The following is a 13909-nucleotide window of genomic DNA, read 5'->3' on the forward strand; positions in this document are numbered from 1 at the left end:
ACCGCGGTGGCGGGGCCCCTTCGCCTGAGGCGAATATGAACGGGCGACCGGTACACCGCCTGAGTCCTGTAGAAGGCGAGGACTTGAGCATGGGATCCACCTCCGCCCAGAACAATGAGGGCCTTGGCCGTCGCGACCTGATCAAGCGGTCGGCCGCTCTCGGCCTGATCGCAGTTCCGACGATGAGCTTCCTGTCCGCCTGCGCGAGCGGCGACAGCGGCGACGGCGACAAGGTCGACAAGGGCAAGAAGACCGCCAAGAATCCCCTTGGCGTCAATGAGAGCGCGGCTCTCGAGATCGTGATCTTCGACGGTGGGTTCGGCGCGAAGTACGCCGAGGACGCCAAGAAGATCTACGAGAAGAACTTCCCCAAGGCGAAGGTCAAGTTCGCTTCGACGCAGAAGATCCGCTCGCAGCTCCAGCCGCGCTTCAACGGTGGCTCGCCGCCCGACCTGATCGACAACTCGGGTGCCGAGCAGATGGACATGGGTGTCCTGGTCGGCAAGAAGCAGCTGACCGACCTGACCCCGCTTCTCGACTCGCCGTCCGTCGACGACCCGAGCAAGAAGGTCCGCGACACCCTGCGCCCCGGCATCGTCGAGATGGGCCAGTTCGACGGCGACCCGGTCTGGATCATGTACTACGCGTACACGGTCTACGGCGTCTGGTACTCCCAGACCGCGCTGGAGAAGCTGGACGTGACGTACCCGGAGAACTGGGACGACATGCTCGCGGTCTGTGCGAAGGCGAAGAAGAAGGGCATCGCCGGCTGGACGTACGCGGGCAAGCACCCGTACTACCTGCCGTTCTCGCTGTACCCGATGATCGCGAAGATCGGTGGCCGCGAGGTCCTCGACAAGATCGACAACCTGGAGCCGAACGCCTGGGGCGACCCGGCCGTCAAGGCCGCCTTCGAGGCGTACTACGAGCTCTTCAAGAAGGGCTACATCCTCAAGGGCACCCCGGGCATCGACCACATCCAGTCGCAGACCGCCTGGACCAAGGGGCAGGCGCTCTTCATCCCGAACGGCTCCTGGGTGGAGAACGAGGCCGCCAAGACGATGCCGGCGGACTTCAAGCTGTCCGTGGGCGCGCCGACCGGCCTCGACGGCTCGGACAAGATGCCCTTCGGCACCATCTGGGCGTCCGGCGGTGAGCCGTTCATCGTTCCGAAGTCGGCGAAGAACCCCGACGGCGGCATGGAGCAGCTGCGCATCATGCTCAGCGAGGCGTCGTCGAAGAACTTCACCACCAGCGTGAAGTCGCTGACCGCCCTCAACGGCGGCACGGAAGGCATCGAGCTGACCCCGGGCCTCACCTCCGCCACCGCGGCGCTGGAGAAGGCCGGGGAGAACGTGGTGAACCCCCGCCTGCAGGACTGGTACGTGAAGCTCCAGAAGGAGCAGATCGGTGTCGCCGGCCTCGGCGAGATGATGGCCGGCCGAGCGACCCCGGCCGAGACCATCAAGAAGATCCAGGCCTTCGCGGACGCGACGGCCAAGGATCAGTCCATCAAGCACTACAAGCACCAGTGAGTAAGCGTCACCAGCGGCGGCGCACGCCGGAAGATCGGGGTCGGTAACCATGCAACACGGCAAGTACCGGTTCATTGTGGGGTTCTTGGCAGCCCCACTGGCGTTGTATGCAATCTTCGTCATTTGGCCGTTCATCCAGTCCATCTACTACTCGTTCACGGACTGGACCGGCCTGAGCCCGGACTTCAAGATGGTCGGCTTCGACAATTACAGCAAGATGTTGAAGGACGACATCTTCTGGGATTCGCTGTGGAACAGCCTGCTGTTCGCGCTGTTGCTGCCGCTGGTGACGCTCGGCCTCGCACTCTTCTTCGCCTTCATGCTCAATGTGGGCGGGCGGCGCCGTAAGGGCGCCGCCATCGGGGGAGTGCGCGGCTCGTCCTTCTACAAGATCGCCTACTTCTTCCCGCAGGTGCTCTCGATCGCGATCGTCGCGGTGCTGTTCGCCTTCGCGTACAACCCGAACGAGGGCGCGATCAACGGGGCGCTGCGGGCCATCGGCCTCGACAGCTTCCAGCCGCAGTGGCTGGGCGACCCGAACTACGCGCTCTGGGCCGTCATGGCGGTGCTCGTCTGGAGCACCGTGGGCTTCTTCGTGGTGCTCTTCTCCGCCGGAATGGCGTCCATTCCCAAGGACTTCTACGAGGCGGCGCTGCTCGACGGCGCGAGCCGGTTCACCACCTTCTTCCGAATCACCATCCCGCTGCTCTGGGACACCGTGCAGTCTGGCTGGGTCTATATGGGAATCCTCGCGCTGGGCGCGGAGTCCTTCGCGGTCGTCCAGATCATGACCGTGGGCCCCGGCGGCCCCGACTACTCGACGACCGTTCTGGTGCTGTACGTCTACCAAACGGCGTTCAGGGACGGCCAGGCAGGTTATGCGACAACGATCGGTGTGGCGCTGCTCGTCATCACTCTGGCCCTCGCGGCCCTGGTGATGCGGGTGGGCCGGCGTGAGCGGCTGGAGTTCTGATGAAGACCACTGACACCCCGCCCACCGGCGCGCCCGAAGACGCCCGTCCCGTGTCGAAGACCGCGGTACAGGGACCCGCCAAGCCCAAGAAGGACGTGAGAGGCAGTACGCTCAACGTCTTCTCGCACGGCATCCTGATCCTCTGGGCCTTCATGGTCGTCATGCCGCTCCTTTGGGCGGTGATGACGTCCTTCAAGGACGACGCGTCGATCTTCGAATCGCCCTGGTCACTGCCGGACCGGCTGCACTTCGAGAACTGGTCACGGGCCTGGTCCGAAGCGCACATGAGCGAGTACTTCCTCAACACGATCATCGTGGTGGGCTTCTCGCTCGTCGGCACGCTGCTGCTGGGCTCCATGGCGGCGTACGTCCTCGCGCGCTTCGATTTCCCCGGCAACCGCCTCATCTACTTCCTCTTCGTCGGAGGAATGAGCTTCCCGATCATGCTGGCGCTGGTCCCGCTGTTCTACGTACTGAAGAACATGGGTCTGCTTGAGACCATCCCCGGGCTGATCCTGGTCTACATCGCGTACTCGCTGCCCTTCACCGTCTTCTTCCTCACCTCGTTCTTCCGCACGCTGCCCAGCTCGGTGGCGGAAGCAGCGATGATCGACGGGGCGTCGCACACCCGGACGTTCTTCCAGGTGATGATCCCGATGGCCAAGCCCGGCCTGATCAGTGTCGGCATCTTCAACTTCCTGGGGCAGTGGAACCAGTACATGCTGCCGACGGTGCTCAACAACGACCCGGAGCACCGGGTGCTCTCCCAGGGCCTGGTCGAGCTCGCGGCCAGCCAGGGTTACAAGGGCGACTGGTCGGGCCTCTTCGCCGGCCTGGTGATGGCGATGCTGCCGGTCCTGGCGGCGTACATCATCTTCCAGCGCCAGGTCGTCGCGGGCCTGACCGCTGGAGCCATCAAGTAGCGCATCCGGCGGGGAGTGTTTCCGCCTCACCCGAACCGCCCGTCGGCAGCATGCCGACGGGCGGTTCGGTGTGGTCTGCAGCTGTCTTGCAATGCTCAAGGTCTTGACGGGGGACAACCCGAAAGGCTCAGCTTAGAGTTCATATGTTGGAGGAAGGGCGGGGTCCTCACCGATGCGGCCCCGACCGGGACAGCCCTCGGGCCGTCCGCCAAGGGCAGGAGTGGATGGGTCAATGGAGACTCCGGGGTCGCAGACGTCTTTGCACCGGGCCAACCTCGAACGGGTCGTACGCGCCGTTCGCATGGCGGGTTCCCTCACTCAGGCAGAGATCGCCAGGACCACAGGGCTTTCCGCAGCCACGGTCTCCAATATCGTTCGTGAGTTGAAGGATGGCGGGACCGTCGAGGTCATCTCCACCTCCGCGGGTGGCCGCCGGGCGCGCAGCGTCTCGCTGAGCGGTGACGCCGGCATCGTCATCGGCGTCGATTTCGGTCATACGCACCTCCGCGTCGCCGTCGGCAACCTGGCCCACCAGGTGCTCGCCGAAGAGGCCGAGCCGCTGGACGTCGACGCCTCGTCCGCCGAGGGCTTCGACCGGGCGGAACACCTGGTCAAGCGGCTGGTCGCGGCCAGTGGCATCAGCCAGGACAAGGTCATCGGCGTCGGTCTCGGCGTGCCGGGCCCCATCGACGTCGAGTCGGGCACGCTCGGCTCCACCTCGATCCTGCCGGGCTGGAAGGGCATCAACCCCAGCCAGGAGCTCGCCGGGCGCCTGGGGGTGCCCGTGTACGTCGACAATGACGCCAACCTCGGCGCGCTGGGTGAGCTGGTTTGGGGGAGCGGGCGCGGGGTCAAGGACCTGGCGTACATCAAGGTCGCCAGCGGCGTCGGCGCCGGCCTGGTGATAAGCGGACAGATCTACCGCGGCCCCGGCGGCACGGCCGGCGAGATCGGGCACATCACGCTCGACGAATCGGGCCCCGTGTGCCGCTGCGGCAACCGTGGCTGCCTGGAGACCTTCACGGCCGCCCGGTACGTCCTGCCTCTGCTCCAGTCAAGCCACGCGCCCGGTCTGACCATGGAGAAGGTGGTGCAGCTGGCCCGCGAGGGCGATCCCGGCTGCCGCCGCGTCATCGTGGACGTGGGCCGCCACATCGGCAGCGGTGTCGCGACCCTGTGCAATCTGCTCAACCCCAGCAGGGTCGTCCTCGGCGGCGACCTCGCCGAAGCGGGGGAGCTGGTCCTCGGTCCGATCCGCGATTCGGTGTCCCGTTACGCCATTCCGAGTGCGGCGCGGCAACTTTCTGTGTTGCCCGGAGCGCTCGGCGGCCGGGCGGAAGTGCTCGGCGCGCTGGCTCTGGTACTCAATGAAATGGGCGATTCGACCCTTCTGGACAGTGCCTTGCCCGCCAGTACACCTGCCTTCACTTAGATAACGAATGGCACCGTTGTCATCTCGTTAAGGATTTACTCCTTGACGCTGGCAGCGGGGCCGAGTTGACTTCCAGCCACCTCGGCCGCAACGTCGCGGCCTCGTCAGGGAGGTTTCTGAAGTGAACACGCAGATGCGTCGTGCCGCCGTGGCCGTGGCCGCCACCGCTATGGCCGTTTCTCTTGCCGCTTGTGGCAGTGCCAAGGAGTCCGGCGACAAGACCAAGGACTCCGGGGAGAAGAAGGGCGACAATCTCAAGATTGGTCTGCTCCTCCCGGAGAACGAGACGGCGCGGTACGAGAAGTTCGACAAGCCGCAGATCGAGAAGAAGGTCAAGGAACTGACCGGCGGCAAGGGCGAGGTCGTCTACGCCAACGCCAAGCAGGACGCGTCGACCCAGAACCAGCAGGTCGACACCATGATCACGAACAAGGTCGACGCGCTCATCGTGGACGCGGTGGACGCCAAGGCCATCAAGAACTCGGTGCAGAAGGCCAAGGACGCGAACATTCCGGTCGTCGCCTTCGACCGCCTCGCCGAGGGCCCGATCGACGCGTACACCTCCTTCGACAACGAAGAGGTCGGCCGCGTGCAGGGCAAGGCGCTGCTGGAGGCGCTGGGCGGTAAGAAGGACGCCCAGATCGTCATGATGAATGGCGCCATCACCGACCCGAACGCCGCCTTCTTCAAGAAGGGCGCGCTGTCCGAGCTCAACGGCAAGGTCAAGATCGGCAAGAGCTACGACACCAAGGAATGGAAGCCGGTCAACGCCAACGCCAACATGGACGGTGCGATCACCGCCCTGGGCAAGGACAAGATCGACGGTGTCTACTCGGCGAACGACGGCATGGCGGGCGGCATCATCACCGCCCTCAAGGCCGCCGGCATCACCAAGCTCCCGCCGGTCACCGGCCAGGACGCCGAGCTGGCCGGCGTGCAGCGCATCATCGCCGGTGAGCAGTTCATGAGCGTCTACAAGCCGTACGCGATCGAGGCCACCGCCGCCGCCGAGATGGCTGTCAAGCTGGCCAGGGGCGAGAAGCTCGACTCCTTCGCCTCGGACAAGGTCGACAGCGCTTCGGCCAAGGCCGTCCCGAGCAAGATCATCCCGGTGGTCTCGCTCACCAAGGACAACATCCAGGACACCGTCCTCAAGGACGGCATCTACACGCTCGCCGAGATCTGCACGCCGAAGTACAAGGCCGCGTGCGACAAGCTCGGCCTGAAGTAACCGACTGGTCGTAAGTCCCCTGCCCCGCAAGGGACTTACGCACCGTTCAAGCCTGTCCGGTGCCCCGCCTTCAACTGCCCCGCCGCACTGGCGGGGCACCGGACAGAACACCTTGCCCGTATTGTTCGTTTCTGCTCAGCCTCCGCGCCCCACCCCGGCGCGGCATCCCCGCCGGTCAGGCGGCGAAGGAGATGGTTCAAGTGTCCGCTACGCCCGTAATGGCGTTGCGAGGGGTCTCCAAGCGGTTCGGTGCCGTCCAGGCGCTCACCGACGTAGAGCTTGAGGTCCACGCCGGCGAAGTGGTCGCCCTTGTCGGCGACAACGGCGCTGGAAAATCCACACTGGTCAAGACCATTGCCGGTGTGCACCCCATCGATGACGGAGTCATCGAGTGGGAAGGCAAGTCCGTGGCGATCAACAAGCCGCACGACGCCCAGGGCCTTGGCATTGCGACCGTCTACCAGGACCTCTCGCTCTGCGACAACCTCGACGTCGTCGGCAACCTCTACCTCGGCCGGGAGCTGCGCAAGCGCGGCGTCCTCAACGAGGTCGAGATGGAGCGTCGCGCCCGAGAGCTGCTGACCACGCTCTCGATCCGTATCCCCAGCGTGCGCATCCCGATCGCCTCGCTCTCCGGTGGCCAGCGCCAGACGGTGGCCATCGCGCGTTCGATGCTCGGTGAGCCCAAGCTCGTCATCCTCGACGAGCCCACCGCCGCCCTCGGCGTCGAGCAGACCGCCCAGGTCCTCGACCTCGTCGAGCGGCTGCGCGAGCGCAACCACGCGGTCATCCTCGTCAGCCACAACATGGCCGATGTGAAGGCCGTCGCGGACAAGGTGGCCGTGCTCCGGCTGGGCCGGAACAACGGTGTCTTCGATGTGAAGACCACCTCGCAGGAAGAGATCATCTCCGCCATCACAGGTGCCACGGAGAACGCCGTGACCCGTCGTGCGGCGCGCAATGGGGAGGCCCAGAAGTGAGCACCAAGAAGACCACGGGCCCCGAGGATGCACCGGGCCCCGTCGACGCACCGGCCCCCGCGGCCGACGCGCTCACCGCCGTCGACCCGCGACTGCTCGTCCGCGAGCAGGGCTTCGCCGGCTATCTGTCGGAGTTCAAGCGCAAGATGCGCGCGGGTGACCTCGGCTCGATCCCCGTGGTCGTCGGCCTGATCATCATCTGCGCGATCTTCCAGGGACTGAACTCCAACTTCCTGACCGCGCAGAACCTCAACAACATCTCGGTGACCATGGTCGCCACCGGCATGATGGCCGTCGGCGTCATCTTTGTGCTGCTGCTCGGCGAGATCGACCTCTCGGTCGGCGCGGTCAGTGGTGTGTCCGGCGCGATCGTCGCGGTGCTCAGCGTCACCAACGGCGTCAACGAGTGGCTCGCGCTGCTCGCCGCCATTGCCGGCGGTGCGCTCATCGGCGCGATCCACGGCTTCTTCTTCGCCAAGATCGGCGCCCCCGCGTTCGCCGTCACCCTGGCCGGCCTGCTGTTCTGGCAGGGCTTCATGCTCCAGATCCTCGGTGAGAACGGCACGATCAACCTGGACGGCGATGGCCTGATCGGCCAGCTGACCACGTACTACTTCACCGATGTGGCGGCCGGCTACGGCCTCGCTGTCGTCGCGGTGGCGGCGTTCTTCTTCTCGTCGTACACCGACAGCCGCCGCCGCAACGCGGCCGGTATCCCGTCCCGGCCGCTCAGCGAGATCGTGCTGCGCACGGTCCTGCTCGCGATCGTGGCCTTCGCCGCCGCGATCATGTTCAACCAGTACAAGGGCACCCCGCTGGCCGTCGTGCTCTTCCTGGTCGTGCTGGTCCTTACGGACTTCGTGCTCCGCCGCACCACTTACGGCCGCAAGGTCTTCGCACTCGGCGGCAGCGTCGAGGCGTCCCGCCGTGCCGGTATCAACGTCGAGATGGTCCGGATCTCGGTCTTCGCCATCGCCGGCATGTTCGCGGCCATCGGCGGCCTGTTCTGGGCCTCCAAGATCGCCGCGGCCAACCAGGGCGCCGGCGCCGGTGACCTGCTGATGAACGTCATCGCCGCGGCCGTCATCGGCGGCACCAGCCTCTTCGGTGGCCGCGGTCGCACCTGGAACGCGCTCCTCGGCGTCATGGTGATCACGTCCATCCAGTACGGGCTGGCGCTCGAAGGCATCGCCACCCCCGTCCAGTACATGATCACTGGTGGCGTACTGCTGGCCACCGTTGTGATCGACTCCGTCACGCGCAAGACCCAGAAGACCGCGGGCCGCGCCTGAACCGCGAAACCGCAGGCGTGCCCGGCACCGAACACCGGTGCCGGGCACGCCTGCGTGTACGGCCGCTTGTATGACCGCTTGTAGGCCGCCCGAGTGACACAGAACGCACCGCCCGCCGTCCGCGGTCGCGAGCGGAACATTAGACTCGGCAGACCGGCAAGCCAGACAGTTCAACTGCAAGGAGGCACGGGTGGCTCTGCTGACCCGCATCACGGGACCGCGCGATCTGGACAGGCTCGGCCCGGAGCAGCTGGAACAGCTGGCCGCAGAGATCCGGTCCTTTCTGGTCGACGCGGTCGCCAAGACCGGCGGACACCTGGGCCCCAACCTCGGCGTCGTCGAGCTGACGATCGCGCTGCACCGGGTCTTCGACTCCCCGAAGGACAAGGTCCTCTTCGACACCGGGCACCAGTCGTACGTGCACAAGCTGCTCACCGGCCGTCAGGACTTCGTCGGCCTGCGCACCAAGGGCGGCCTGTCCGGCTACCCCTCGCGCGCCGAGTCCGAGCACGACGTCATCGAGAACTCGCACGCCTCCACGGTCCTGGGCTGGGCCGACGGCCTCGCCAAGGCCAATGAGGTGCTGGCGAAGGAGGACCACGTCGTCGCGGTCATCGGCGACGGCGCGCTCACCGGCGGCATGGCCTGGGAGGCGCTGAACAACATCGCCGCCGCCAAGGACCGCCCGCTCGTCATCGTGGTCAACGACAACGAGCGCTCGTACGCCCCGACCATCGGCGGCCTCGCCAATCACCTGGCCACCCTGCGCACCACCGACGGCTACGAGCGTTTCCTGGCCCGAGGCAAGGACTTCCTGGAGCGCACCCCGGTCGTCGGCCGCCCGCTCTACGAGACCCTGCACGGCGCCAAGAAGGGCCTCAAGGACTTCATCGCCCCGCAGGGCATGTTCGAGGACCTCGGCCTGAAGTACGTCGGCCCGATCGACGGCCACGACCTGGAGGCCCTGGAGTCGGCGCTGCTGCGCGCCAAGCGCTTCGGCGGCCCGGTCATCGTGCACTGCCTCACCGAGAAGGGCCGCGGCTACAAGCCCGCCGTCCAGGACGAGGCCGACCGCTTCCACGCCGTCGGCCCCATCCACCCCGACACCGGCCTGCCCATCGCCGCCTCCGGCATGGACTGGACCTCGGTCTTCGGCGAGGAAATGCTCAAGCTCGGCCACGAGCGCAAGGACATCGTGGCGATCACCGCGGCGATGCTCCAGCCCGTCGGCCTGCACAAGTTCCAGCAGGCCTTCCCCGAGCGCATCTACGACGTCGGGATCGCCGAGCAGCACGCGGCGGTGTCCGCGGCGGGCCTGGCCACCGGCGGTCTGCACCCGGTCTTCGCGGTGTACGCCACCTTCCTCAACCGCGCCTTCGACCAGGTCCTTATGGACGTGGCCCTGCACAAGTGCGGAGTCACCTTCGTCCTCGACCGGGCCGGCGTCACCGGCACCGACGGCGCTTCGCACAACGGCATGTGGGACATGTCGATCCTGCAGTGCGTCCCGACCCTGCGGATCGCGGCCCCGCGCGACGCCGACCAGCTCCGCGCCCAGCTGCGCGAGGCCGTCGCCGTCGACGACGCCCCGACCGTGGTGCGCTTCTCCAAGGGCGCGGTCGGCCCCGCCGTGCAGGCCGTCGGCCGGGTCGGCGGCATGGACGTCCTGCGCAACGCGGACGCCGGCGCCGAGCGGCCCGATGTATTGCTGGTCTCCATCGGCGCGCTCGCGCCCATGTGCCTGGAGATCGCCGCCCTGCTCGACGCCCAGGGCATCTCGACGACCGTCGTCGACCCGCGCTGGGTCAAGCCGGTCGACGAGGCGCTGGCGCCGCTCGCCGAGCAGCACCGCGTCGTCGTCACCGTCGAGGACAACAGCAGGGCCGGCGGTGTCGGCTCCGCCGTCGCCCAGGCGCTGCGCGACGCGGGAGTCGACGTACCGCTGCGCGACTTCGGCATCCCGTCGCGCTTCCTCGACCACGCCACCCGCAAGGAGGTCATGGCCGAGATCGGGCTCACCGCGCCGGACATCGCCCGTCAGGTGACGGGTCTGGTGGCCAAGCTGGACGGCCGCCTGGCGGACGCGACGGCCGAGGTCGCGCGCGACTGACGCGCGAAGCGGCAACACGTACCGAGAGGGCCGGGCCCGGAGCAGCACGCTCCGGGCCCGGCCTCTCTTTTCTGCCTCTCCTGTGCCAGGTGTGCCGTTCTGGGTCCCCCGAAAGGGTCAACTGTGGAGTGGTACCGGGCGGCGGCACGCGTGGGCGCCCCGATTCGCTCCGATCATGGGTGGAACTCGCTCATTTCAGGTTGGGCGGGGGTCGATACGCGGAGGTACGCCGGTGAGTACGCAGCAGGACCCGGGCCCAGCCGGAGACGGCGTGTTCCGGACCAAGACGGTCGAACAGTCGATCCTCGACACGGAGGAACCCGAGCACGGGCTCAAGAAAACCCTTTCCGCTCTCGACCTGACGGTCTTCGGCGTCGGGGTCATCATCGGCACCGGCATCTTCGTCCTCACGGGCAAGGTGGCCAAGGAGACCGCGGGCCCCGCGACGGCCCTGGCCTTCGTCGCCGCGGGCATCGTCTGCGCCCTCGCGGCCCTGTGCTACGCCGAGTTCGCCTCCACCGTCCCGGTGGCCGGCTCCGCGTACACCTTCTCGTACGCCTCGCTCGGTGAGCTGGTCGCCTGGACCATCGGCTGGGACCTGGTCCTCGAATTCGCGCTGGGCACGGCCGTGGTGGCGGTCGGCTGGTCGGGTTACGTCCGCTCGCTGATGGACAACATCGGCTGGCAGATGCCCGAAGTGCTCTCCGGGACCGACGTGGCGGACGGCTTCGGCTTCGACATCCTGGCCTTCGTGCTGGTGCTGCTGCTCACGGTCGTCCTGGTCATCGGCATGAAGCTGTCCGCCCGGATCACCGCGATCGTGGTCGCCATCAAGGTGACCGTGGTGCTGATCGTGATCATCGCGGGCTCCTTCTTCATCGACACGAAGAACTACACGCCTTTCATCCCCGACGCCGTGAAGCAGCCCGCCGGAGCGGGCATGGACGCGCCCATGGTCCAGCTGCTGTTCGGCTACGAGCCCACCAACTTCGGCGTCATGGGCATCTTCACCGCCGCGTCCGTCGTCTTCTTCGCCTTCATCGGCTTCGACGTCGTCGCCACCGCCGCCGAGGAGACGAAGCTGCCGCAGCGGGACATGCCGCGCGGCATCCTCGGCTCGCTGGTGATCTGCACCGTGCTCTACGTCGCGGTGTCCATCGTGGTCACCGGCATGCAGCACTACAGCGAACTGTCGGTGAGCGCCCCGCTGGCCGACGCCTTCAAGGCCACCGGGCATCCCTTCTACGCCGGTGTCATCAGCTTCGGCGCCGCGATCGGCCTGACCACGGTGTGCCTGATCCTGCTGCTCGGGCAGACCCGGGTGTTCTTCGCGATGAGCCGCGACGGGCTCCTGCCGCGGTTCTTCTCCGTCACGCACCCGCGGTTCGGCACGCCCTACCGCCCGACCATCCTGCTCGGCGTGATCATCGCGATCGTCGCGGGTTTCACCAGCATCGACGAACTCGCGACGCTGGTGAACATCGGCACGCTCTTCGCATTCGTCGTGGTCGCCCTCGGCGTGATCGTGCTGCGCCGGACCAGGCCCGAGCTGCACCGCTCCTTCCGCACCCCGTGGGTGCCGCTGGTCCCGATCCTCTCGGTGGCCTCCTCGGTCTGGCTGATGCTCAACCTTCCCGCCGAGACCTGGCTGCGGTTCGCCATCTGGATGCTGCTCGGCTTCGTGATCTATTTCGCGTACGGGCGCAGCCACAGCCGGATGAGCCGCAAGTCCCGCTGACAGCAGCTGATTTGCCCGGAGTGCACCCGGCCCCGCAGGTCCCGCTCGATGCGGACAGCGGGGCCGGATGCCGTGCGCGGCTACGTACGCCCGTCGCCCTCGTCGCCCCTCACGGGCCGCACGGTGCGCGGCCCGGCGCACTGTGCGCCGTACACCTCCACCCGTCGTCTGAGCTCCCGGTCGGCGGTGACGACGAGAACAGGCCTCGCCCCCGTCTCCACCACCACCTCGACGATCCGGTCGTCCCCGCTGCCGGGCGCGGACTCGACCCGCACCCCGGGCACGGAGTCGATGCCGCGGGCCGCGCCCTCGACGACGAGGACGATGTCGAGGGGGCCCGGGTGGCCCGGGACGCCCTGCTCGGCGTACGTCCGGAGGTGGTCCCGCAGTCGTTCGGCCGCCCCGCGCCGGTCGCGCCACCAGCCGTCCGGGACGGACCCGACGACATTCGCCGCGTCCACGATCACCAGAGTTCTCATACCATCAGCGTGGCATGCGTAGCGGCCGCTACCAGCCAAAACGCTATGCTTGTTCGAAAGCAGAAAGCGTCGATGTACGGAAGGCTGGCGTGACGCCAATGAGGCCGCGGGCCGCAGGCAAGTCCGAGCGAGAGCTTCCGCCGCCACAGTCCGGCACCCCGGCGGCGACCGGTCCCCGGTCCGCGCGCTGGCTGCTGCGCGGCAAGGACGACAGGCTCACGGCGTACGCGCCCACCCCGGGCGGGGTGCTGCGCTGGACGGAGACCGATCCGGGCGGCCCCGACTGGTCGGGCCCCGACTTCTTCCCGGCCCCCGGCATCGAGCATCTGGTCCTGGCCCAGGGCCCGGACGGCTATGTGCACCTCATCGGCCGCCGCCGGAAGGGGAAGGCCGTTCAGAAGGGTCCTGCCGTCGACATCGTGCACGCGATCCAGTACCAGACGGGCCGCCCACTGACCGCCTGGTTCTCCCTCGGCAACCCGTACACGGACGCGGACCGCGTTCCGCGCATAGGCGTCCCGGCCGTCACTGTCAACGCGGCGGGTTCGGTCCATGTCTTCGTCCGCAACGCGGGCGGCGGCGTGCAGATGCGCAGGCAGGCCGCGAACGGCAAGTGGGAGAGCTGGAAGGACCTGCGCGGCAGCAAGACCCAGGACGCCCCGGCGGCGGTGGCCACGGCCACCGGCACGGTGGAGGTGCTGGCCGCCGCGGACGGCAGGGCGCTGCGCTGGACGCAGGAGAAGCCGGGCGGTGAGCTGAAGCAGGCCGAGGACATCGTGCTCGGCCCGGTGGCGGGCACCGTCACGGGTCTGGGGACCGCCGATGGCGCGGTCACGTACTACTGGAACGACGCGGCCTCCAAGGGCATCACCGCACACCGCCCCGGCGCGGACACCGTCCCGCTGGGGGGCACGCCGTCCGACGGCCCTCTCGCGGCCCTGCGCACCGCGATCGACGGCCACGACTGCACGGTCCTGGCCCACCGAGGCAGCGACGACCGCCCCGTCCTGGCGGCCTGCGTCACGCAGGCCGAGGCCGAGGGCGTGTGGTGGACGGAAACGGGCGACGAGTGCCTGGGCGCCCCGGCGCTTGCGGTGGACGCGAAGGGCCGCGTGGTCATGGCGGTGATCGGCGCGGACGGCGGGCTCCAGGTGGCCCGTCAGAAGCCCGAGACGGGCCTGGCCCTGGCGGCCTGGACCCGCGTCTGAGAGCAAGG

General features: G+C 67.7%; 11 protein-coding genes. 10 read left to right on the forward strand and 1 reads right to left on the reverse strand.

The genetic code is table 11. The features are described 5' to 3' along the window. The first annotated feature begins 89 nt into the window (after window positions 1-89). From ngcE to ABCR94_RS18475, 9 genes are all read left to right on the forward strand, one after another. Window positions 90-1535, forward strand: a complete 1446-nt coding sequence (ngcE, locus tag ABCR94_RS18435) for an N-acetylglucosamine/diacetylchitobiose ABC transporter substrate-binding protein (protein WP_347120443.1) — start codon at window positions 90-92, stop codon at window positions 1533-1535. Window positions 1536-1584: 49 nt separating this feature from the next. Then, window positions 1585-2508 (forward strand): carbohydrate ABC transporter permease, encoded by a 924-nt coding sequence (locus tag ABCR94_RS18440; RefSeq protein ID WP_347120445.1) that lies wholly within the window; start codon window positions 1585-1587, stop codon window positions 2506-2508. Beyond that, window positions 2508-3431 carry a carbohydrate ABC transporter permease gene (locus ABCR94_RS18445; RefSeq protein WP_347120447.1) on the forward strand — a complete coding sequence of 308 codons (924 nt, stop codon included), beginning with the start codon at window positions 2508-2510 and terminating at the stop codon, window positions 3429-3431. The genes ABCR94_RS18440 and ABCR94_RS18445 overlap by 1 nt, the downstream gene beginning before the upstream one ends. 232 nt (window positions 3432-3663) lie before the next feature. Beyond that, on the forward strand, window positions 3664-4863 hold the full coding sequence (gene rok7B7 / locus ABCR94_RS18450) for an ROK family transcriptional regulator (RefSeq protein ID WP_347120448.1): 1200 nt from the start codon (window positions 3664-3666) through the stop codon (window positions 4861-4863). Between the two features lie 133 nt (window positions 4864-4996). Then, window positions 4997-6094: a sugar ABC transporter substrate-binding protein gene (locus ABCR94_RS18455; protein WP_347120740.1), complete on the forward strand. Its 1098-nt coding sequence runs from the start codon at window positions 4997-4999 to the stop codon at window positions 6092-6094. Between the two features lie 191 nt (window positions 6095-6285). Further along, window positions 6286-7074 carry an ATP-binding cassette domain-containing protein gene (locus tag ABCR94_RS18460; RefSeq protein ID WP_347120449.1) on the forward strand — a complete coding sequence of 263 codons (789 nt, stop codon included), beginning with the start codon at window positions 6286-6288 and terminating at the stop codon, window positions 7072-7074. Continuing rightward, window positions 7071-8366 carry a sugar ABC transporter permease gene (locus ABCR94_RS18465; protein ID WP_347120451.1) on the forward strand — a complete coding sequence of 432 codons (1296 nt, stop codon included), beginning with the start codon at window positions 7071-7073 and terminating at the stop codon, window positions 8364-8366. The genes ABCR94_RS18460 and ABCR94_RS18465 overlap by 4 nt, the downstream gene beginning before the upstream one ends. A 190-nt stretch (window positions 8367-8556) precedes the next feature. After that, window positions 8557-10476, forward strand: a complete 1920-nt coding sequence (gene dxs, locus ABCR94_RS18470; RefSeq protein WP_347120452.1) for a 1-deoxy-D-xylulose-5-phosphate synthase — start codon at window positions 8557-8559, stop codon at window positions 10474-10476. 232 nt (window positions 10477-10708) lie between these two features. Beyond that, on the forward strand, window positions 10709-12214 hold the full coding sequence (locus tag ABCR94_RS18475; protein ID WP_347120453.1) for an amino acid permease: 1506 nt from the start codon (window positions 10709-10711) through the stop codon (window positions 12212-12214). Between the two features lie 80 nt (window positions 12215-12294). Here ABCR94_RS18475 and ABCR94_RS18480 read toward each other — a convergent pair whose 3' ends face one another. Next, a complete protein-coding gene (locus ABCR94_RS18480; RefSeq protein ID WP_347120455.1) occupies window positions 12295-12693 on the reverse strand; it encodes a PIN domain-containing protein in 399 nt (132 codons plus the stop codon). Between the two features lie 98 nt (window positions 12694-12791). Between ABCR94_RS18480 and ABCR94_RS18485 the strand changes: the two genes are divergently transcribed. After that, on the forward strand, window positions 12792-13901 hold the full coding sequence (locus ABCR94_RS18485; RefSeq protein WP_347120742.1) for a DUF8189 domain-containing protein: 1110 nt from the start codon (window positions 12792-12794) through the stop codon (window positions 13899-13901). The last annotated feature ends 8 nt before the right edge of the window (window positions 13902-13909 follow it).

Source organism: Streptomyces changchenzhani (genome assembly GCF_039766235.1).
Classification (GTDB): Bacteria; Actinomycetota; Actinomycetes; order Streptomycetales; family Streptomycetaceae; genus Streptomyces.